Here is a 20,167-nt window from a genome sequence, read left to right as displayed (position 1 = left end):
CACACCCTGTGCACCCCCTGTGCACCCCCAACGTGCGGTGCAGCGATGGTTAATGCAACGTGCGGTGACCTAGAATGACGCCTGACGGCGGCGCGGTTCATTTTTGCTGATGAGGGGCATCGCCATTGTCTCTCGGACCAATGTCGATCTCCTCAAACGCCCCGCCGTATTTTTTAAAGAGAAGAAGGCAGGAGAAAGCCCCTTGTCTTCTTCTCTTTCCAAATACGGACTGTTGACCGGTCAGAGTTCCTTGAGCCGGGTGAGTGCGTCGTTGAGTTTGCCTTCTTCCTCTTCACGCAGAGCGAGGTTGGCTTTGGTTTCCTCGACCACTTCGGCCGGGGCGCTTTCGGCGAATTTGGGGTTTTTCAGCCGTCCGCGCAGCCCGCCCAGTTCCTTGGCCAGTTTGCCCAGGGTTTTTTCGAGCCGTGCGATTTCTGCGCCCACGTCGATGACATCTGCGAGCGGCAGGCCGAAACTGCCGCCGGAGATGGCGAGAGCGACGGTGCCTTTAGGGAAGTCGTCGGCTTCGGTGAGGCTTTCGAGGCGGGCGAAGCGGTGGATGAGGGCCTTGTTCCGGTCATAGGCGGCTTTGGCGTCGGGCTCAAACCCTTTGACCACGCAGGGGACATAGGCGCCCGCGGGGACGTGCATCTGTGCGCGGGCGGAGCGGATGGCTTCGATCAGCTTGATCACCCAGTTGAGCTCGGCGTCGGCCTCTGCGTCCACCAGATCGGTGGTGTAGGTTGGCCAGTCGGCGTGGATGAGCCGTTTGGGGCGCGGTTTCTGCCCCCACAGCTCTTCGGTGATGAAGGGCATGATCGGGTGCAGCAGGATCAGGCATTGATCGAGCGCCCAGGCATAGGTTGCCTTGGTTTCCGCGATTTCTTCGGGCGTGCCTTCGTCGAAGATGGGTTTGGTGAATTCGAGATACCAGTCGCAGAAGGTGTTCCAGGTGAAGGCGTAGAGTGCGCTGGCCGCGTCGTTGAAGCGGTAGTCGGTCAGAGCCTGGTCGACGGTTTCGCGGGCTTTGGCGATCTCGCCTTTGATCCAGCGATTGAGGGGGTGCTTGGTTTCGGGGACCTCGGCGCTGTAGGGCAGGTCGAGTGTGCCCCGCATCTCGCCGTAGCTGGCGGCGTTCCAGAGCTTGGTGCCGAAGTTGCGGTAGCCTGCGATGCGCTGGGTGTCGAGTTTGAGCGTACCGCCAAGCGAGGCCATCGCGGCGGAGGAGAAGCGCAGGGCGTCGGCCCCGTATTCCTCGATCAGGTCGAGCGGGTCCATGACATTGCCGGTGGATTTCGACATCTTCTTGCCCTTGGCGTCGCGGACGAGGCCGTGGAGGTAGACGGTGTCGAAGGGGATTTTGTCCGTCACCGCCAGTTGCATCATCATCATGCGGGCGACCCAGAAGAACAGGATGTCCTGGCCGGTGATGAGGTCGGAGGTGGGGAAGTATTTGGCGAGTTCGGGTGTGTCCTCCGGCCAGCCGAGGGTGCCGATGGGCCAGAGGCCGGAGGAGAACCAGGTGTCGAGGACGTCGGGGTCGCGGTAGAGACAGGCTGAGCGGGCGATGCTGCCCGCCGCTGCGTCTTCCCGCGAAGCAACTTCGCTGATCATTTCCGGTTCGGGCGTTTCTGAAGAGCGGTAGTACTCACGAGCGCTTGCCGCGGCTTCCTCGAAAGTTGCCCCACAGAATGCGACAGGCTTTTCGAAATCGTGGATCAGAAGTCTGGATCCGTTTTCGTCTTCGAAACGTCGGTTTGGCCCATACCAAACCGGAATCTGGTGTCCCCACCACAGCTGGCGTGAAATGCACCAGGGCTCGATATTTTCGAGCCAGTGGAAATAGACCTTTTCGCCGCTCTCGGGCAGGATTTTGACGTCGCCATTCTTCACCGCATCCAGCGCGGGACCGACGATCTTGGCGGTGTCCACGAACCATTGGTCCGTGAGCAGGGGTTCGATGACCACTTTGGAGCGGTCGCCGAAGGGCTGCATGATGGGTTTGTTTTCGACCATGGGGATGGTGGGCAGATTGCCCACCCTACGGTCGGGGTCCGCCTCGGCCTCTGCATCGTAGTCCGGGTTGGGGATCATCACCGCGTTGCCCTCGGCGGTGATGTCTTCGACCACTCGTTTGCGCGCCTCGAACCGGTCGAGGCCGCGATATTCATCAGGGACGAGGTTCATGGCGGCGATCATGGCCTCGTCAAAGTCTTGGTCGCCGTTGGCGATGGCTTGGGCAACGGCGGCCTCTTCGGCGTAGGGTTTGCCGTCGGCGCGCATGTTCGCCTTCGTGTCCATCAGGTTGTACATCGGGATGCCGCCGCGTTTGGCGACCTGATAGTCGTTGAAGTCGTGGGCGCCCGTGATCTTGACCGCGCCCGAGCCGAAGGTGGGGTCGGGGTATTCGTCCGTGATGATCGGGATCAGGCGGCGGTGTTCCTTTGGCCCAACCGGGATTTCGCAGAGTTTTCCAACGATTGGCGCGTAGCGTTCATCTGATGGATGAACGGCGACGGCGCCGTCGCCCAGCATGGTTTCAGGGCGCGTGGTGGCGATGGAGATGTAGTCGCGTTCTTCTGTCAGGCTGACGTTGCCGTCCGCGTCCTTTTCGACATAGGTGTAGGTCTCGCCGCCTGCGAGCGGATATTTGAAGTGCCACATGTGGCCGGCGACTTCGTTGTTTTCGACCTCGACATCGGAAATGGCCGTCTCGAAATGCGGGTCCCAGTTGACCAGCCGCTTGCCGCGGTAGATCAGGCCCTTGTTGTACATCTCGACAAAGACCTTGATGACGGCGTCGTGGAAATTGCCGTCTTCACCCGCAGGCGCACCCGGCGCGCCGGACATGGTGAAGGCTTCGCGCGACCAGTCGCAGGACGCGCCGAGGCGCTTAAGCTGGTCCCGGATGGTGCCGCCGGATTGCGCTTTCCATTCCCAGATTTTCCGGGTGAACGCCTCGCGCCCCAGAGCGGTGCGAGAGGGTTGCTGGGTTTCCATGAGCTGTCGTTCGACGACCATTTGCGTGGCGATGCCCGCGTGGTCGGTGCCGGGCTGCCAGAGCGTGTCGAAGCCGCGCATCCGGTGCCAGCGCACCATGATGTCCTGCAGCGTGTTGTTGAAGGCGTGGCCCATGTGCAGCACGCCGGTGACGTTGGGGGGCGGGATCATCACGCAATAGGTGGCCGCATCCGTGCGCGCGTTGGCGCCGGCCGCAAAACAGCCCGCGGCTTCCCAATCTGCGTAGATGCGGGCTTCGGCCTCGGATGCGTTGAATTTGCCCAGTGCCATGGTGCTGGCCCCCTTGTTGTCATTGCCGCGTGAGATAGCGGGGCGGATGTATGAAGGGAAGGGGGGTTTTGGGTGATCGGCTGGGCCTCCAGTGTTGGACCATGAGGGATTATACACATGGGCCCGCGCCGGGGTTCTTTCGGTTGTGGTGGGGGAACAACGCGCTTTTTCCGATCCTGCTTGCGGTGTCTTTCGGTCTCTTGATGGTGTTTGAGTACCAGGAGGCGGCGTTCGCAGCGGACCTGGACGTGCAGGGTGTTGTCGTTGAAGCGACTGCCGTGGATCGGCGCGAGATATCCGTGCGCCGCTATGGGCAGACGGAGAGAGATTACTACGTGACCTTTCAATACGTGGCGGGTGGCGAGACGCAGATCGTCGAACGCAAGGTCCCGCGCCATGTGTATCGCGCCATGACCCTGGGTGCGGTGCGCGACATCCGCTATGTGCGCGCCAGTCCGCGGCAGATGGAATACACGGTTGGGGGCACGCGGGACACCGGTCAACGGGTGCGGTGGCTTGCGCTGGCGCTTGGGCTGGCGACGTTGGGCGTGTTCTGGTGGACCGCCCGGCCTGCGGTCGAGGCGCTGCGCGCGCGCAGGTTTGGCGCGGCGGAGTGGGCCAGGGTGGTGCGCATCGACGAACGCGTCACGCGCACGAAGAACGGCACCACCAAGCGATATGTTCTGGCGTGGCAGGATCACCGCGGAGAGCGGGGCGAAAGCTTGCCTTCGCTGTCATCGGATCGGTATCTGCGCTACCCATCGGGGTCGGAGATCGAAGTTTATCGCGACAGCCGTGGCAAGACCTGGTGGGTCGGCGATGTCGGACCCAGGGCCGCTGCGCCCCCTGTGCCGGATGTGAGCAAGCCGACGTCGTAACTGGTGCTGGACATGGGCCGCGCACGCGATACGTTCGCGCATGACGAGGCCCCCTTGGCACACAGGAGTTCCCCATGGAAAAGTTTGGCAAGTCTCAACCCGTGAAACGCCGTGAGGACGTGCGGTTTCTGACCGGCGAGGGGCGGTATGTGGATGACATTGCGCCTGCAAATGCGCTCCAGTCCTTTGTGTTCCGGTCGCCTGTGGCCCATGCGGTGATCACGGATCTGGATGTGAGTGATGCGCGGGACGCCGAGGGCGTGCATGCCGTCTATGTCCTCGCCGACCTGGAGGGTGCCGGTCTGAATGTCGCCATGCAGGGTGTGACGGTCAAGAACCGCGATGGATCGGAGGGCGCGGCGCCCGAGCGTCCCATATTGGCGCGGGATCGGTTGCGCTTTGTTGGCGAGCCTGTGGCCGTGATCGTGGCCGAGACGCTGGCGCAGGCGCGGGATGCGGCCGAGATGATCATGCTGGATTATGACGATCTGCCAGCCAAGATGGACATGGCGGCGGGTGGAGAGGCCGTGCATGCCGAGGCGCCCGACAATGTCGCCTACGACTGGCATATGGGGGACGAGGCGGCGACGCAGGTGGCGTTCGACAAGGCGGCCCGTATCGTGTCGCTGGATGTGGGGGACAACCGTATCATCGTCAATTCCATGGAGCCGCGCGGGTGCTATGCAGAGCCCGAGGGTGACCGGGTCCATGTGGCCATCAACGGGCAAGGCGTTTGGGGGCCGAAGGACCAGTTGGCAAAGGCCCTGAACATCCCCGCCGACGATATTCGCGTGACGAACCCCGATACGGGTGGCGGGTTTGGCATGAAGGGGATGATGTACCCCGAGTATTTCGTTGTCGCACATGCGGCGCGTGCATTGGGCCGTCCGGTGCGCTGGATGTCGGAACGGACCGAGGCGATGCTGTCGGACAATGCGGGGCGCGATCTGACCTCGCTGACCGAGCTGGCCTTTGATGCGGATCATCGCATCATCGGCTACCGCGTGTTTACCGAGGCCAATATGGGGGCCTACAACTCGCAATATGCGCAGGCCATTCAGACGCAGCTGTTTTCCCGTGTATTGACCGGCGTTTACGATATGCCCGCCGCCTATCTGCGGTCGGTGGGGTATTTCACCAACACCACGCAGGTGGATGCCTATCGCGGGGCGGGGCGGCCCGAGGCGATCTATATCCTTGAACGTGCCATGGACCGGGCGGCGCGCGAGCTGGGTGTAGACCCGCTGGAGCTGCGCCGCATCAACTTTATCAAGCCGGATCAGTTTCCCTACACGACGCTGGTGGACGAGACCTATGATGTGGGGGATTTTGACAAGGTGCTGACCCGTGCCGAGGCAGAGGCGGATATCCCCGGCTTTGCTGCGCGCAAGGCCGCCGATGCGGCAGAGGGGCGTCTGCGGGGCCTGGGCTTGTGTTACTATATCGAAAGCATTCTGGGCGATCCTGCCGAAAGCGCGAAGGTTGAGTTTACGGAAGAGGGCCGTGTGAACATTTATGTCGGCACCCAATCGAACGGACAGGGGCACGAGACCGTCTATGCCCAGTTCCTGGCCGATCAGTCGGGGATTCCCGTGGACATGATCGACGTCGTGCAGGGCGACAGTGACCGTATCAAGCAGGGCGGCGGGACCGGAGGGTCGCGGTCTGTGACCGTGCAGAACACGGCGACGCTGGCCACGGTGGGCGCGATGACGGAGGCGTTTACCGCTTTCCTGAGTGACGAGACGGGTGTGCCTGCGGCCGATATTTCCTTTGATGACGAGCGGTTCCGGCTGGAGGGATCAAACCTGACCCCTACCATGCTGGAGGTTGCCGACATGGCGCGCGAAAAGGGGCGTGAGGACCTGCTGGTCCATGAACAGCGCACCAAGTTGGAGGCGCGCAGCTTTCCCAATGGCTGTCATGTTACAGAGGTTGTGGTCGATCCCGACACCGGTGTCGTGACCGTGGACCGTTACGCGGTCGTTGATGATTTTGGTAATCTTATCAACCCGATGCTGGCCGAAGGTCAGGTGCATGGCGGTGTTGTGCAGGGCATTGGTCAGGCGCTGACCGAGCATGTTCAATTCGATGAGGACGGCCAACTGCTCACGGCAACGTTCATGGATTATGCCTTGCCCCGCGCGGACGACGTTCCCTACATCGGGTTCACGTCTGAACCGGTGCCGTCCACCGCCAATGTCATGGGCATGAAAGGGTGTGGCGAGGCTGGGACGGTCGGGGCGTTGGCGGCGGTGTCCAACGCGGTGCAGGATGCGCTGTGGGAACATGGTGTGCGGCAGGCGGATATGCCATTCACACCGATGAAGGTTTGGGACTTGATGAAGGATGCTCGGATCGCGGCTGAATAATACCATTGCCCACTGGCTGAAACGTCGGTTCGGGGCAGGGCTGCCGCAGGTCGATCCGCCTGTGCGCGGGCAGACCATTAATGTCATCATCATCGACGGGACCATGTCCACGCTGGAGCCCGGCGACGAGACCAATGCAGGGCTGACCGCGAAGCTGCTGGGCGAGATGGGCACGTCGGTGTCGCTCTATTATGAGCCGGGGCTGCAGTGGTCGCATTGGCGCAAGGCGGGCGATGTCGTCTTTGGCCGTGGCATCAACCGGCAGATCCGGCGGGCCTATGGCTATCTTGCTTCGCGCTACCGGCCCGGGGACAAGGTTTTTTTGCTGGGCTATTCGCGCGGTGCCTATGCGGTGCGGTCGCTGGCGGGGATCATTGACCGGGTGGGGTTGTTGACGCCGGAGGCCGCGACCGAGCGCAACATTCGCGATGTGTACCGCCATTATGAATGCACCCCGGACGGCGATGCGGCCCGTGTGTTTGCACGCAACAATTGCCACGCGTCGGTGGAGATCGAGATGATCGGGGTCTGGGATACGGTGAAATCCCTTGGCCTGAACATGCCGTTTCTGTGGCGCCTGAGCGCGCCGCGCCATGCGTTTCACAACCATCACCTTGGCAAATCGGTGAAGCATGGATTTCACGCCGTGGCCCGGAACGAGACCCGCGTCGCCTATGCCCCGGTGATGTGGGACACGACCGAGGGGTGGGATGGGCATCTGGTGCAGATGTGGTTTCGCGGTGTGCATGGCGATGTGGGCGGGCACCTGTCGGGGCGGCGCGCGTCGCGCCCCCTGGCCAATATCCCGCTGGTGTGGATGCTGGAGCAGGCCGAGCGTTGCGGGCTGCCTTTGCCCGACGGGTGGGCGGCTCGGTTTCCGCAGGATGCGTCTGCCCCGTCAATGGGCACGTTTGTGGGGTTGGGCAAGTGGTTCGTCACCCGCAAGCCGCGCCGCGTCGGTGTGGATCCGTCGGAGCGGGTGCATCCATCGGTGGCGCAGGCCCCGCCGCCGCGGTCCTGGTCGGATTGGGTGGCCGATATGCGGGGGACGGGCGCGGACGCTCTTTAGCCTGCGGCCAAAGTCGCCCCGCCCTCCGTCCCTTAGACCTAAAGTCTGTTAGCGGATTTTCATGATGATGCAGGTGGTGGAACCCGTGGCGTAGAGCTTGCCATCGTCGACGCCGCGAATGTCGCCCGTGGCCACGCCCGTGCTGCGCCCGGCGTGGTCGATGCGGCCGGTGCAGGCGATCTCCATGCCCAGCGGGATGCCCCGGGTGATGTTGATTTTGTATTCAAGCGTTGTGTAGACCGATCCGGCGGGCACCTTTGTCATCACCGCGCAGGCCATGGCGCTGTCGAGAAGCGTGCCGTACCAGCCGCCATGCACCGTGCCCATCGGGTTGGTCACGTCGAATTCGGGCGTGCCGCGAAAGGTCACCGTGCCGTCCTGCACATCGTGGAGCGAGTAGCCCATGGTGTGCGCGATGGGCGGTCCGGGCAGGGTTCCGTTCAGCATGCCGGTCATGAAGTCGAGGCCGGACATGGACAGGAGCTCGTCCTGGCTGATCAGGTCGGCGGGGCTTGTGGCGAGGCGCGGCATCTGGTGTCTCCGACGGTTGTGCCGGGACGGTAATGCGATCAGACCGATTGGTCTAGTGGCAAGTGGGGGAGGGGGCCAGCCCCCGCGGCTGTGCCGCTCCCCCGGGGTCTATCTGGCAGGATGAAGGACCTTAGGCGACGTTGCGCATCTGTGTGGGGCGGACAAGGCCCAGGGCGCGGCAGACTTTCAGGGTCAGGTCGGGGCGGTTGAGCGTGTAGAAGTGCAGCTTGTCCACGCCTTCGCTGATCAGCGTGTCGCAGAGGTCCGCGCAATGGGTGAGGGCGAAGAGATGCGCGCGGTCTTCGCGCTCGGCCCGGTCGAAGGCCGTGGCGGTTGCGACGGGGATGGGCGTGCCGCAGCTTTCGGCGAACTTTTTGGCGCGGGACCAGTTGGCGACGGGGAAGATACCGGGCGTGATGGGGGCGATGATCCCTGCGGCAGCGCAGGCGTCGCGGAAGCGCAGGAAGCTGTCCGGTTCAAAGAAGAATTGCGTGATCGCCTCGGACGCGCCTGCGTCAAGCTTGGCCTTGAGCCAGTCGATGTTTTGTTGCGGCGAGGTCGCGTCCGGGTGGCTGTCGGGGTAGGCGCCGACGCGGATGGTGAACTGGCCCATGTCTGCGAGCGCGCGGATCAGGTCGATGCTGTTGGCAAAGCCGTCGGGATGGGGCGCGAAGCTGCCGCCGCCGGGGGCGTCGCCGCGCAGGGCCACGATGTCCTTGACCCCGCTTTTGGCGTAGCGCTGGGCGGTCGCGAGCACGTCATCGCGGCTTTGGCCCGTGCATGTGAGGTGAGCGGCCACGGGCAGGCCCGAGGTCTTGCGCAGCGTTTGTGCGGCCTCCTGCGTCAGCGATTGCGTGGTGCCGCCTGCGCCATAGGTGACCGAGACAAAGCGCGGGTTCAGTGGGGTCAGCGCCTGCACCGTGTCCCAGAGGTGGAACGACGCGTCGAGGGACTTTGGGGGGAACGTCTCGAACGAGAGGGCAACATCGGGCGTGGGCATGGGGGGCTCCTTTGGGCTTGTTGCAGGATGCCCTGCTGCGTATCTTGAGGCAAATTCATAACTCTCATTATCAACATGAGTTCCGTATGCATATTGAGTTCCGCCACCTGCGCACGATCAAGGCCATTCACGACGCGGGCGGGCTGGCGCGCGCCGCCGATCAGCTGCACATCACGCAATCCGCGCTGAGCCATCAGATCAAGGGGCTGGAGGATCAGGCGGGCGTGGAGCTGTTTGTCCGCCGATCGAAGCCCTTAAAGCTGTCCGCTGCCGGATTGCGGCTGTTGCGACTGGCCGAACAGGTGTTGCCGCAGGTGGAAGCGGCGGTTGCGGAGTTTACCGGCCTGCGTGACGGGTCGTCGGGCCGCTTGCACATTGCCATCGAGTGCCACGCCTGTTTCGAGTGGCTGTTTCCCGTGCTGGAGATGTTTCGCAAATCGTGGCCGGATGTGGATGTGGACATTCGCCCCGGCCTTGCCTTTGACGCGCTGCCTGCGCTGATGAAGGAGGAAGTGGATCTGGTGGTGTCGTCGGATCCGGAGGATCTGGCCGGGGTGACATTCGTGGAACTCTTTGATTACGCGCCGGTTTTCGTGGCGTCCTCGACCCATCCGCTGGCGCAGAAGCCTTATGTCGAGGCGGCGGATTTTCGGGATCAGACGTTGATCACCTACCCGGTGGAGCGGACGCGGCTGGATGTGTTCAGCCAGTTGCTGATCCCGGCGAAGGTGGAGCCCGCTGCCGTGCGGCAGGCGGAGTTGACGGCGGTGATCTTGTTGCTCGTGGCGTCCAATCGCGGGGTGTCCGTGCTGCCCGATTGGGTCGTGCGAGAGGTGAAGTATTCGAGTGATTACGTGACCCGGCCCCTAACCGCGCGGGGGCTGACCCGGCGGCTCTATGCGGCGGTGCGGGATGATGATCTGGGCAAGCCGTATATGGACAAGTTGCTGGATCTGGCGCGGGTTGAGGCGCGGAAATTGCAGGCGGCTTAAGCGCCGGGGGCGGCTCTGTTTGCCTTTGGCAAAGGCGCCCACCCGCCGACCCCATTGCCGCGTTAGATCAGCTTTACGAGCTGTTTGCCGACGTTTTTTCCGTCGAGCAGGCCGATGAATGCGCCGGGCGCGTTTTCCAGACCTTCGGCGATGTCTTCGACGACTTTGATATCGCCGTTTAGAACCTTGGGCGCGACTTCGGCCAGGAAGGCGGGCAACCGGTCCCAGTGGTTCGAGATGATGAAGCCGTTGACCGACAGGAAGTTGACGAGGATGGGCCGCCAGAGGGCCGGGGCGGAGAGGGTCGTGTCGGCGCCCGCGCCGAGGCCCCCGGCATTGTACCACGAGATCATGCCGCAGACCGGAATGCGCCCGTGGGGGTTCATCAGCGGCATGACCGCTTCCAGCACTTTGCCGCCCACGTTTTCGAAATAGATGTCGATGCCGTCTGGGGCCGCGTGCTTAAGTGCGGTGCGGAGCGATTTGGCGTCTGCATGCGCGCGGTGGTCTATGCAGGCGTCGAACCCAAACCTGTCAGTAGCCAGCGTGCACTTGTCGGGGCCGCCCGCAATGCCGACGGTGCGCAGGCCCAGTGACTTCGCCAGTTGGCCGACCATGGAGCCGACGGGGCCGGTGGCTGCGGCGACCACAAGCGTTTCGCCAGCCTTCGGCCGTCCGTATTCCATCAGGCCGTGCCAGCCGGTGAAGCCGGGCATGCCGAGGACGCCGAGCGCGGCGGTGATGGGGCCGAGGTCGGGGTTGAGTTTGCGCAGGGTTTTTGCATCGGCCACGGCGTGGGTGGTCCAGCCGAACATGCCGAGGACCATGTCGCCCGGCGAAAAGCCATCCGCGTTGGAGGTCAGCACCTCGCCCACGCCGCCGCCTTCCATTGTGCCGCCGATGGGCACGGGGGCGGCGTAGGATTTCGCGTCGTCCATGCGCCCGCGCATATAGGGATCAAGCGACATGTAGTGGACGCGCACCAGCACCTCGCCCGCGCCGGGCTCTGGGACCGGGGCCGTTTCCATTGCGAAATTGTCTTGGGTCGGCGCGCCCTTGGGGCGGCTGGCGAGGGTGATGTGCTGCATCTGGTCGGGCATGGGGTTCCTTTCGCGTTTGGCGGGAACTGAACAGGTCCGTCCCCCCTTGGCAACCGTGTAGCACGCCGCTATAGCGCGCCCTTGACCTTTCCTATCCCCCGGAGTCATTGGCATGCAAGGCAGCGCAAATCTCAACATCATGATGAAGGCCGCGCGCAAGGCGGGCCGGTCGCTGGTCAAGGATTTCCGCGAGGTGGAGAACCTGCAGGTGTCCATGAAGGGCGCGGGTGATTTCGTATCCAAGGCCGATCTGGCCGCCGAGGAGATCCTGAAGGAAGAGCTGCGCACGGCCCGTCCGAACTATGGCTGGCTGGCCGAGGAGGGCGGCGAGGAGGATGGCGAGGACCCGACCCGCCGCTGGATCGTGGACCCGCTGGATGGCACCACCAATTTCCTGCACGGACTGCCGCATTGGGCCGTGTCCATCGCGCTGGAACACAAGGGTCAGGTTGTGGCCGGTGTCGTCTATGATGCGGCCAAGGACGAGATGTTCTTTGCCGAGAAGGGTGGCGGTGCGTTCATGAACGACAGCAGGTTGCGCGTTTCTGGTCGGCGACAGTTGATCGAGTGTGTGTTTGCCACGGGCCTGCCCTTTGGCGGGCGGTCGGACCTGCCGGAGACGCTGAAGGAGTTGGCGCGGTTGATGCCCACCTGTGCGGGTGTGCGTCGGTTCGGGTCGGCAGCGCTGGATTTGGCCTATGTCGCTGCCGGTCGCTACGATGGGTATTGGGAACGGCGCCTGAATGCATGGGACATTGCCGCGGGGTTGTTGATCGTGCGCGAAGCAGGCGGGCTGGTCGAGCCGTTGACCGAGGGTGGCAACATTCTGGAGGATGGCGAGATCATCTGTGCCAACGAGAACATGTTCTCGTCTCTGGCCAAGATCATTCGGACCTAGGCTTTTGCATCTGAGGGGTGGTTGACCCCGTCATGCCAGAGGATCGGCTCGTGTTCGGCAGGGTTGACCCCGTCGAGCGTGCCCATGTTCACCCCGATTTCGTTCGGATCGGATCGGCGGTTGTGGAACATGTAGATGCCGCAGATGCTGCAGAAGTGGTGTTTTGCCGTGTTTGTGCCCCATTGGTAGCGCGTGAGCTTGTCCGCGCCTTGCAGGATTTTCACACCGTCCTTGGGTGCTGTGACTGCGGGGGCGGCGCGGCGGCGGCAGAACGAGCAGTCGCAGCGTGCGGCAGTGCCCAGCCCGTTGGTCAGCGTCACCTCGAGCACGACGGCGCCGCAATGGCAGGTGGCTTTCATCGTCTGACCTTTGGAATGCGTGAGGTGGCGTATCGCGCTTCGGGGTGGGGCGGGTGCCCATCGGTGCGCCGCCAGAAGGCGGGGCCGCCGAGCCGGAGCCAAAGCGGGATTGTCAGCAAGACGCCAGCGACGAACCCGCCTGCATGGGCCCAATAGGCCACGCCGCCGCCGTTCGGGTCGCTGCCCACCCCACCGATGAACTGCATCCCGAACCAGACGGCCAGCATGATCCACGCCGGGATCGGGAAGACGCGGAAGATGATGATCAGGATCAGCAGGATGTCGATCCGCGCCTTGGGGAAAAGCAGCAGGTATGCCCCCATGACGCCGGCAATGGCGCCTGATGCGCCGACGACCGGCACCATCGAGGTCGGGGCCGAAAGGATGTGGATGCTGCTGGCGGCGATGCCGCTGGCGAGGTAGAGCGCGAGGAAGCGGGCATGCCCCATCTCGTCTTCGACATTGTCGCCGAAAATGTAGAGGAACAGCATGTTGCCCGCCAGGTGCAGCCAGCCGCCGTGCAGGAACATCGATGTCAGCAGCGTGGAGAGGCTGTCACCCGAGAGGATGCGCGCGGGGATGGCCGCGTAGTCGAAGAAGAAGCGACCAAGCGCGCGCTCGTCTGCGAAAAGGCTGACATAGCTGAGAAAAATCAACACATTGAGCGCCATAAGCCCGTAAGTGACATAGGGCGTGCGGCCGGATGGGTTGTGGTCACGGATTGGAAACATGTCCCGACACTTGTTTGGTCGGGCCTCCGGGTCAAGGGGGGTGCCGGAAACCGATGCGGTTTCCGGTCCGTTTTCCGTGCCGGAAAACAGCGCTGTGGTCAGCTGGCGGCCCCCAACAGCGCCGCGTTGCCGCCCGAAGCCGTGGTGTCCACGCAGATATGCCGCTCGATCAGCGCATGCGCGCGGTCAGGCTGGCCGGTGATCAGCGGTATGATCGGGCCGCTGCGATCGCTGAGTGCCCGTTCCATGGCGCGCGCCGTATCCGTGTCCCCCACCACAGGACACCGCCATAGGCCGGGCCGTCGGCCAGCGCCTGTGGGTCGACCGCGCCCACGGCTTCGACCGCGATGCCGCCATGCGCGCGAACGGCTTTTGCCTGTGCGGCTGCTGCGTCTGCCCCCGGCCCGGTGCAAAGAAGGGCGGGACGCGGGTGGCGGCTGTGCATGTTGGATTCGCCGGTTGGGCCGGGCAAGGCAGTGCTGGTGTGGTCGGTGGCTTCGGCCACCGGACGCGGCGGCAACGGAGCCGGAGCGTTCCATCTGCCTGGCGCTTGCGCCGGTGTCGGAGCCCGGAACCGCAGCAGGTAGTCCGGCCCGCCCGCCTTGGGCCCGGTCCCCGACAGCCCGTGCCCGCCGAACGGCTGGCTGCCGACGATGGCGCCGATCTGGTTGCGGTTGACGTAGAGATTGCCCGCCGTGATCCGGTCCGTCACGTGCTGCACCCGGTCGTCGATCCGTGTGTGCAGGCCGAAGGTCAGCCCGTAGCCCGTGCCGTTGATCGCCTCGATCACGTCGTCCAGCGCCTGCGCCTTGAACGTCGCGATGTGCAGGACGGGGCCGAAGATTTCGCGGTCCATGTCCGTGATCCCGTTCACGCGGATCAGGGTGGGGGCGATGAAGTGGCCCTCGGCCGGGGGTGTCAGTTGGTGCAGGACGCGGCCCTCGGCCCGTGCGTTGGCGATGTAGTCTGCGATGCTGTCTTGCGCCTCTTGGTCGATCACGGGGCCAATGTCGGTGGACAGGTGCCAGGGCAGGCCGATCTGCAGCGCGTCCATGGCGCCCATCAGCATCTCGGTCAGGTGCGGCGCGATATCTTCCTGCACGTAGAGGCAGCGTAGGGCGGAGCAGCGCTGCCCAGCGGATTGAAATGCGCTTTCCACGATGCTGCGCACGGCCTGTTCGGGCAGGGCGGTGCTGTCGACGATCATGGCGTTGAGCCCTCCGGTTTCTGCGATCAGTGGAGTGCCGGGGGCGGCATGGTCGGCGAGACTGGCGCGGATGCGCAGGGCTGTGTCTGTGGAGCCTGTGAACGCGACGCCGGACACGCGGCTGTCGCGTGTGAGGGCGGCGCCGATATCGCCCGCGCCAAGCAAGAGTTGCAAGGTGTCGGTCGGCACACCCGCTTCGTACATAAGCGAGACCGCGCGGTGGGCGATCAGCGGTGTTTGCTCGGCCGGTTTGGCCAGCACCGCGTTTCCGGCGGCGAGGGCGGCAGCGATCTGGCCGGTGAAGATGGCGAGCGGGAAGTTCCAGGGAGAGATGCAGGCGAAGGTGCCTGCGGGGGCGCTGTCGCCTGCCTGGGTGGCGTAGTAGCGCAGGAAGTCCACCGCCTCGCGCAGTTCGGCGACGGCGTCGGGCAGCGTTTTTCCGGCCTCGCGCGAGAGGAGGGCGAAAAGCGCGCCAAAGTGCTGTTCGTAGAGGTCGGCGGCCACGTTGAGCACTTTGGCGCGTTCCATCGCCGGGGCCGTCCACGATGATGCGTCGGCATAGGCTTGGCCAACCATGTCGGGCGTCGCCCAGTGCACGGTGCCGACGGTGTCCGTGGTGTCAGCGGGGTTGAGAACGGGTGCGGTGGTGCATTGGCCCGCCGTGACGGTCAGTGATTTTGCGGTCCACCGGTGTCGGGCGAAGGGCGCGCGGGCGATCTCTATCCTCTCCAATGTGGGCAGGTGCGTCAGGTCAAAGCCCTGCGAGTTGCGCCGCGCGGGCGCAAAGAGTGCTGGCCCGTCCGGGATCGTGACCGCGCCGTCTTCGAGCGCGTCGAAGGGATCGGCGGCCACGACCTCGGGCGGCACGTCCTCGTCCACGACCTGGTTGACGAAGCTGGAATTGGCCCCGTTTTCCAGCAATCGCCGCACGAGATAGGCCAAGAGGTCACGATGTGCGCCCACAGGGGCGTAGATGCGGCAGCGGGTGCCATGATCGCGCAGGACCATGCTGTGCAAGGCTTCTCCCATCCCGTGGAGGCGTTGGAATTCAAAGGGTTGGCCATCGGCCATGTGCAGGATGGCGGCGACCGTATGTGCGTTGTGGGTGGCGAATTGCGGATAGATACGGTCCGTCAGCCCCAGCAGCTTGCGCGCATTGGCGATGTAAGAGACATCCGTGGCCGCCTTGCGTGTGAAGACGGGAAAACCCTGGACCCCTTCGACCTGGGCGCGCTTTATCTCGGTGTCCCAATAGGCGCCCTTGACCAGCCGCACCATCACCTTGCGGTCGTGCCGCGTGGCCATGTCGTGGATCGCGTCGATGGCGGCAGCCGCGCGGGGGCCGTAGGCTTGCACGACGACGCCAAACCCGTCCCAGCCCGACAAGGCGGCGTCGCCCATCACCGCGTCGATGGCCTGCAGGGACAGCGACAGCCGGTCCGCCTCTTCCGCGTCGATGTTCAGGCCCATGCCAGCCGAGGCGGCAAGCAGCGCGAGGGAGCGCAGGCGCGGCACCAGATCGCGCATCACGGCGGCCTCTTGCGCGCGTTCGTAGCGGGGGTGCAGGGCCGACAGCTTGACCGAGATGCCGGGGCTTTCGCGGATGTCCGCACTGGTGCAGGCCCGCGCGATGGCCGAGATGGCCCGCGAATAGCTGAGGTGGTAGCGGCGTGCGTCGGCGTCGGTCAATGCGGCCTCGCCCAGCATGTCGTAGGAATAGGTGAAGCCCTTGGCCTCCATCCCTGCGGCGCGGTCCATGGCGCTGTCGATGTCCTCGCCCAGCACGAATTGCCGTCCCATTTCCTTCATCGCGCGCGACACGGCAGTGCGGATCACCGGCTCGCCCAAGCGTTTGATGGCGCCGCGCAAATGCCCGATGGGTCCGGGCTGATCGTCGTCCAGGACGCGGCCTGTCAGCATGAGGGCCCAGGTGGACGCGTTGACGAGGGTCGAGGTCGATTGGCCCAGATGCTTGCCCCAGTTGGAGGGCGCGATCTTGTCCTCGATCAGCGCGTCGATGGTGTCCGCGTCGGGCACGCGCAAGAGCGCCTCGGCCAGGCACATCAGCGCGACGCCTTCATCGGTGGAAAGGCCGTATTCGGCCAAGAACGTCTCCATCAGCCCCGGTGCGGTGTGCGTGCGAATGGCCGTCACGAGCTGTGCTGCAGTGGCGCAAATGGCCGCGCGGTCCTCAGGCGTCAGGTCGGCCTCGGCGACAAGGCGGCGGAGCGCGGTGTCGGTGCAAGCGTACATGTCTGCATCCAGCCGGGTGGCGATATTCAGGTCGATGTCGCGTGGCATTGCCGTTTCCCTTTTCGTTTCGCGCAGTATATCATCACAACAGAAGCCAATTTTACTGAATATGATCCGAGTTGCGATATAAATGGTAATTCACCCCGCAGATGCACCGCAAAAACAGCCCGTCACCCTGGATCGACTGGACCAGCTGATTCTCACTGCGTTGGCCGAAGATGGGCGGATCAGCATCACTGACCTCGCCGCCCGCATCGGACTGTCCAAGTCGCCCACGCAGGCGCGGCTTCGGCGTCTCGAAAAGTCTGGTATCATCATGGGCTACCGCGCGCTGCTGGACCCGATTTCGCTGGGGCTTGATCATGTCGCCTTTGTCGAGGTGCGGTTGAGCGATACGCGCGAGGCGGCCTTGCGGGCCTTTAACACCGCAGTGCAACAGGTGCCCGAGATCGAACAGGCGCATATGATCGCGAGCCACTTCGACTATCTGCTCAAGGTCCGCACCCGCAACATGGCGCATTACCGTCAGTTTCTGGGCGATGTGATTTCCGGCCTGCCGCATGTGGCATCGACTTCGACTTATGTGGCGATGGAAGCGGTCAAAGAGGTGATGCTGCCCGGTCTGGACTGAGCCGGGCCTTGACCAGTGCGGAGGCAGCATCACTTTTGTTCGGATGAAGCGATATATGCCAGCCATTACGTTTGCGTGCGTACCCGTATGGGCGATCGCGTGCCCCGCACCGCCCGACATCGCCGCAGAACTTGGCGCGTTGATTGAAGAGGCGAATGCCGCCCCGGATGAACGCGCGGGCCGGGCGGCCTCGGACAAGATGTGGCAGGTCTGGCTGCGGGCACCCGATGCCTCGGCGCAGGAGGTTCTGGATCGCGGCATGCGCCAGCGCGGCAATTTTGATTTTGTCGGTGCGTATGACAGCTTTGACGCCTTGGTTGCGTATTGTCCGGACTATGCCGAAGGGTACAACCAGCGCGCTTTCATCAGCTTTTTGCGAGAGGATTTCGCGGCGGCGCTGATGGATCTGGATCGGGCGTTGGCCCTGTCGCCGGACCATGTTGGTGCGCAATCGGGGCGTGCGCTGACCTTGATGAACCTGGGCCGCCGCGATGAGGCGCGGGCGCAGCTTGAGGCTGCGCTGGTGAACAATCCATGGCTGTCGGAGCGTCACTTGCTGGCCGACGGTGCGCCCTTGGGACCTGTCGGCGAGGAGCTGTAATCGCGGCCTTGAGGTCACGCGCCCGATTGCATATCACACAAGGTGTCGCGGACGTGGTGGAATCGGTAGACACAAGAGACTTAAGCCATGTTTTGAGTGCCCTGGTGGAAACGCTGGGAGTAGAACTGCTCAAAGTCGGGGAAAGCTAATGGCCATCAATATGGCTTATGCCAATCCCGAGCCAAGCCGGTCGAGTGTCACGCTCGGACGGAAGGTGTAGAGACTAGACGGGCAGCACCTAAGGCTGGGAAACCAGTGATGGTGAAGGGATAGTCCAGACCACAAACGGCGCAAGTGCGTCGGCGACGAAAGTCGTAGCGGGTAAGAAAATCTCTCGATCGTATGATCGTGCGGGTTCAAGTCCCGCCGTCCGCACCAATTCTGTTTTCCCGGTCAAGGAGACGCGCTGCGGTTTCAGACGGCGCATGTCACGCCTTGCACTGTTTGAGGGTGCTGGGAGCAGAAACCTGAAACACACCCGTTTGGGCAGATATTCGGATCGCCTTTCAAATCGGCCTGACGTGTGCGTATGCAGCGGCATCAGTCATGGCGTTGTTGGCGGGCGCGGGGTTTCTGACCATTGTTCAGCGCCTGCCGCCGACACAATCGCTGCCGATCCCGCGGGTGGGGCTGGTCTATGGTGGCGTGTTGGGGGCGGCACTGGGATGTGCTGGCTTTGGGACATGATGCAGCCACCAATCCGGGTTTGCGGGTCCGGCGCGAGATGGTGTTTGCGCTGCTCTTGGTCGCGGTTCTGGTTTCGGTGTCCACGGCGCTTGTTGGAGCCGTTGCATTTCTTGGTCTTTTGGTTGTTAGTCTTGCGCGGCTGGTGGATGCGTCCGAGACCCACCCGCGGCTTTTGCCCATAGCGCCGCTGATCTCGGCCATTGCGCTTGTCGGCGGGCAATTGGTGCCGGAGCGGGCCACACCGCTGTCGGTGGTCGTCGATCTGCTGGGTGGATTGCTGTTTTTCGTACTCTTGCTCAAAGGTTGGTCCCGATGATTTCGATCCGGAATGTGGTCCATGACATCGCGGGCAGACCTATCCTGTGTGACGTGTCACTTGATCTGCCGAAACACGGTATAAGCACGCTGATCCAACCGAATGGCGCCGGCACGTCGCCCCTGTTGTCCCTGGTCGCCCGGCTGTTGCCGTTGCAGCAGGGCCGCATAACGGTCGATGCGCATGACCTTACGACCTGCGATACCGCCGTGCTGGCCCGTATCCTGGCGATCTGCCGCAGATCAGGATACAGCGCCCCGGCTAAGCGTGGCGGACCTTGTTGCCTTTGGGCGGTATCCGCATTGTGGTGAAACACCTTGCTGTTCTGCCGCGCCCCGTCGATCGAGATGGCAAGGTTGTTTTCCTCGATCCCGTTCACATACACCTTCTGCGAGATTGGGATGGAGCCGCCAACCGGGATGCTTGGTTCTGCCATGAACACTTCTGACAAGTCCACCGGATTGCTCGGCACCAAGCTCTCGCGTGTCACCGAAATCCCGTCCTCGGCAATCGGGTTGTCCGGTGCGGACAACACAATGGTGCCAGGGAACGCGTCATCGCCTGTTTCGGGCGGCGCGTCCGGCGTGGTTTGATCCTGTGCGATTGCTCTAGTTGGTATCAACGCAACGGCGGCGCACACCTTTATAAAGGTGGATGACATATCTGTTCCCTCGTCTGGCTTGGTAGGTGGCGAGACGGATCACGGAGCTGCCTTGTATTGGCTTCCGCCTTGAACGACTGCGCAACACAATGCATCGGTGTCCGCGTGATGCTGTCTGTGTGCTTCGCGCCGAGCCGTCAAGGCGTCGCACCGGCGGCATGCCACCACTCAACCGCGATGTGTTTGATCGTCGTCAGGATGTGTTTAACGACCAGCGTGTCGATGCGTTTGACCGGTGGCAAATGGGTCAGGACCTGAAGGAAACGACCAAGGCGCTGCTTGAGAGTGAGCAACTGTTCGCTGGTGCCGTGAGCCAAAGAGGGGGCTCTCACGTCTCCACCCTCGTCGCGCATAGGGCGACACGTGGTCGGCTGAAATTTTGGAAAACGTATATTTTATAGCTGCTTATATGGAAGAGACAGGTGGGCGGATATGGACGGATTGGACCATGTCGGCGAGCTTGAAGTCCCAAGGGCGAACGTTCGCGTGCGTTCCAACCCCTCCGTCTGTACCAATTTTCGGAAAATTTACGGCAGTCTGGCCAACACGTGGGTTGGCGAAATTAAGGTGCCGGTAATGGCGCTGACGTA

17 protein-coding genes and 1 pseudogene are annotated in these 20,167 nt (G+C 63.4%); 10 read left to right on the top strand and 8 right to left on the bottom strand.

Features of this window, described 5'->3' with window-relative positions:
• Positions 1 to 240: 240 nt before the first annotated feature.
• A complete protein-coding gene (locus tag BWR18_RS09895) occupies positions 241 to 3,291 on the bottom strand; it encodes a valine--tRNA ligase (protein WP_076627861.1) in 3,051 nt (1,016 codons plus the stop codon).
• Between the two features lie 101 nt (positions 3,292 to 3,392).
• Here BWR18_RS09895 and BWR18_RS09890 point away from each other — a divergent pair, with 101 nt between their 5' ends.
• From BWR18_RS09890 to BWR18_RS09880, 3 genes are all read left to right on the top strand, one after another.
• On the top strand, positions 3,393 to 4,169 hold the full coding sequence (locus tag BWR18_RS09890; RefSeq protein ID WP_076627859.1) for a hypothetical protein: 777 nt from the start codon (positions 3,393 to 3,395) through the stop codon (positions 4,167 to 4,169).
• A gap of 74 nt (positions 4,170 to 4,243) precedes the next feature.
• Positions 4,244 to 6,541 carry a xanthine dehydrogenase family protein molybdopterin-binding subunit gene (locus tag BWR18_RS09885; RefSeq protein WP_076627857.1) on the top strand — a complete coding sequence of 766 codons (2,298 nt, stop codon included), beginning with the start codon at positions 4,244 to 4,246 and terminating at the stop codon, positions 6,539 to 6,541.
• Complete coding sequence (locus BWR18_RS09880; protein WP_083957674.1) at positions 6,519 to 7,610, top strand: DUF2235 domain-containing protein; 1,092 nt, start codon at positions 6,519 to 6,521, stop codon at positions 7,608 to 7,610. Before BWR18_RS09885 ends, BWR18_RS09880 begins: the two co-directional genes overlap by 23 nt.
• A gap of 48 nt (positions 7,611 to 7,658) precedes the next feature.
• Here BWR18_RS09880 and BWR18_RS09875 read toward each other — a convergent pair whose 3' ends face one another.
• Positions 7,659 to 8,141, bottom strand: coding sequence for a PaaI family thioesterase (locus BWR18_RS09875; RefSeq protein WP_076627855.1), 483 nt, complete (start codon positions 8,139 to 8,141; stop codon positions 7,659 to 7,661).
• Positions 8,142 to 8,271: 130 nt separating this feature from the next.
• Positions 8,272 to 9,141, bottom strand: coding sequence for a methylenetetrahydrofolate reductase (locus BWR18_RS09870; RefSeq protein ID WP_076627854.1), 870 nt, complete (start codon positions 9,139 to 9,141; stop codon positions 8,272 to 8,274).
• Between the two features lie 86 nt (positions 9,142 to 9,227).
• Between BWR18_RS09870 and BWR18_RS09865 the strand changes: the two genes are divergently transcribed.
• On the top strand, positions 9,228 to 10,133 hold the full coding sequence (locus BWR18_RS09865; RefSeq protein WP_076627852.1) for a LysR family transcriptional regulator: 906 nt from the start codon (positions 9,228 to 9,230) through the stop codon (positions 10,131 to 10,133).
• 62 nt (positions 10,134 to 10,195) lie between these two features.
• On the opposite strand, the gene BWR18_RS09860 is transcribed toward BWR18_RS09865, so the two are convergent.
• Positions 10,196 to 11,233: an NADP-dependent oxidoreductase gene (locus tag BWR18_RS09860; protein ID WP_076627850.1), complete on the bottom strand. Its 1,038-nt coding sequence runs from the start codon at positions 11,231 to 11,233 to the stop codon at positions 10,196 to 10,198.
• Between the two features lie 112 nt (positions 11,234 to 11,345).
• Between BWR18_RS09860 and BWR18_RS09855 the strand changes: the two genes are divergently transcribed.
• A complete protein-coding gene (locus BWR18_RS09855) occupies positions 11,346 to 12,131 on the top strand; it encodes an inositol monophosphatase family protein (protein WP_076627848.1) in 786 nt (261 codons plus the stop codon).
• Here the strand turns inward: BWR18_RS09855 and BWR18_RS09850 are convergent.
• From BWR18_RS09850 to putA, 3 genes and pseudogenes are all read right to left on the bottom strand, one after another.
• A complete protein-coding gene (locus BWR18_RS09850; RefSeq protein ID WP_076627846.1) occupies positions 12,128 to 12,490 on the bottom strand; it encodes a GFA family protein in 363 nt (120 codons plus the stop codon). The genes BWR18_RS09855 and BWR18_RS09850 overlap by 4 nt on opposite strands.
• Complete coding sequence (locus tag BWR18_RS09845) at positions 12,487 to 13,221, bottom strand: rhomboid family intramembrane serine protease (RefSeq protein WP_076627845.1); 735 nt, start codon at positions 13,219 to 13,221, stop codon at positions 12,487 to 12,489. Before BWR18_RS09845 ends, BWR18_RS09850 begins: the two co-directional genes overlap by 4 nt.
• Positions 13,222 to 13,319: 98 nt before the next feature.
• Positions 13,320 to 16,729, bottom strand: a pseudogene (gene putA, locus BWR18_RS09840) (bifunctional proline dehydrogenase/L-glutamate gamma-semialdehyde dehydrogenase PutA).
• Positions 16,730 to 16,811: 82 nt separating this feature from the next.
• On the opposite strand from putA, the gene BWR18_RS09835 reads away from it, so the two are divergent.
• From BWR18_RS09835 to BWR18_RS22355, 5 genes are all read left to right on the top strand, one after another.
• Positions 16,812 to 17,312: an Lrp/AsnC family transcriptional regulator gene (locus tag BWR18_RS09835; RefSeq protein WP_076627843.1), complete on the top strand. Its 501-nt coding sequence runs from the start codon at positions 16,812 to 16,814 to the stop codon at positions 17,310 to 17,312.
• A 43-nt stretch (positions 17,313 to 17,355) separates the two neighbouring features.
• Positions 17,356 to 17,913, top strand: a complete 558-nt coding sequence (locus tag BWR18_RS09830) for a tetratricopeptide repeat protein (RefSeq protein ID WP_076627841.1) — start codon at positions 17,356 to 17,358, stop codon at positions 17,911 to 17,913.
• 637 nt (positions 17,914 to 18,550) lie between these two features.
• A complete protein-coding gene (locus BWR18_RS09820; RefSeq protein WP_076627839.1) occupies positions 18,551 to 18,916 on the top strand; it encodes an iron chelate uptake ABC transporter family permease subunit in 366 nt (121 codons plus the stop codon).
• Complete coding sequence (locus BWR18_RS22360; RefSeq protein WP_076627837.1) at positions 18,913 to 19,227, top strand: ATP-binding cassette domain-containing protein; 315 nt, start codon at positions 18,913 to 18,915, stop codon at positions 19,225 to 19,227. Before BWR18_RS09820 ends, BWR18_RS22360 begins: the two co-directional genes overlap by 4 nt.
• A 6-nt stretch (positions 19,228 to 19,233) precedes the next feature.
• Entirely contained in the window at positions 19,234 to 19,509 is a 276-nt protein-coding gene (locus BWR18_RS22355; protein WP_076627835.1) for a hypothetical protein, read from the top strand.
• 205 nt (positions 19,510 to 19,714) lie between these two features.
• Here BWR18_RS22355 and BWR18_RS09805 read toward each other — a convergent pair whose 3' ends face one another.
• Positions 19,715 to 19,930 carry a hypothetical protein gene (locus tag BWR18_RS09805; protein WP_076627833.1) on the bottom strand — a complete coding sequence of 72 codons (216 nt, stop codon included), beginning with the start codon at positions 19,928 to 19,930 and terminating at the stop codon, positions 19,715 to 19,717.
• Positions 19,931 to 20,167 lie beyond the last annotated feature (237 nt).

Origin of the sequence: Tateyamaria omphalii (assembly GCF_001969365.1) — a bacterium.
In the GTDB taxonomy this organism is placed as follows: Bacteria; Pseudomonadota; Alphaproteobacteria; order Rhodobacterales; family Rhodobacteraceae; genus Tateyamaria; species Tateyamaria omphalii_A.
This window is presented reverse-complemented; position numbering and strand designations above follow the sequence as displayed.

Excerpts from the sequence above, each read along its gene's own strand:
- BWR18_RS09890 (WP_076627859.1), top strand. The coding sequence starts at position 3,393 with ATGAGGGATTATACACATGGGCCCGCGCCGGGGTTCTTTCGGTTGTGG.
- BWR18_RS09870 (WP_076627854.1), bottom strand. The coding sequence starts at position 9,141 with ATGCCCACGCCCGATGTTGCCCTCTCGTTCGAGACGTTCCCCCCAAAG.
- BWR18_RS09895 (WP_076627861.1), bottom strand. The coding sequence starts at position 3,291 with ATGGCACTGGGCAAATTCAACGCATCCGAGGCCGAAGCCCGCATCTAC.
- BWR18_RS09885 (WP_076627857.1), top strand. The coding sequence starts at position 4,244 with ATGGAAAAGTTTGGCAAGTCTCAACCCGTGAAACGCCGTGAGGACGTG.
- BWR18_RS09865 (WP_076627852.1), top strand. The coding sequence starts at position 9,228 with ATGCATATTGAGTTCCGCCACCTGCGCACGATCAAGGCCATTCACGAC.
- BWR18_RS09850 (WP_076627846.1), bottom strand. The coding sequence starts at position 12,490 with ATGAAAGCCACCTGCCATTGCGGCGCCGTCGTGCTCGAGGTGACGCTG.
- BWR18_RS09845 (WP_076627845.1), bottom strand. The coding sequence starts at position 13,221 with ATGTTTCCAATCCGTGACCACAACCCATCCGGCCGCACGCCCTATGTC.
- BWR18_RS09820 (WP_076627839.1), top strand. The coding sequence starts at position 18,551 with ATGGTGGCGTGTTGGGGGCGGCACTGGGATGTGCTGGCTTTGGGACAT.
- BWR18_RS09830 (WP_076627841.1), top strand. The coding sequence starts at position 17,356 with ATGAAGCGATATATGCCAGCCATTACGTTTGCGTGCGTACCCGTATGG.
- BWR18_RS09860 (WP_076627850.1), bottom strand. The coding sequence starts at position 11,233 with ATGCCCGACCAGATGCAGCACATCACCCTCGCCAGCCGCCCCAAGGGC.
- BWR18_RS09875 (WP_076627855.1), bottom strand. The coding sequence starts at position 8,141 with ATGCCGCGCCTCGCCACAAGCCCCGCCGACCTGATCAGCCAGGACGAG.
- BWR18_RS09805 (WP_076627833.1), bottom strand. The coding sequence starts at position 19,930 with ATGCGCGACGAGGGTGGAGACGTGAGAGCCCCCTCTTTGGCTCACGGC.
- BWR18_RS09835 (WP_076627843.1), top strand. The coding sequence starts at position 16,812 with ATGGTAATTCACCCCGCAGATGCACCGCAAAAACAGCCCGTCACCCTG.
- BWR18_RS09855 (WP_076627848.1), top strand. The coding sequence starts at position 11,346 with ATGCAAGGCAGCGCAAATCTCAACATCATGATGAAGGCCGCGCGCAAG.
- BWR18_RS09880 (WP_083957674.1), top strand. The coding sequence starts at position 6,519 with ATGCTCGGATCGCGGCTGAATAATACCATTGCCCACTGGCTGAAACGT.
- BWR18_RS22360 (WP_076627837.1), top strand. The coding sequence starts at position 18,913 with ATGATTTCGATCCGGAATGTGGTCCATGACATCGCGGGCAGACCTATC.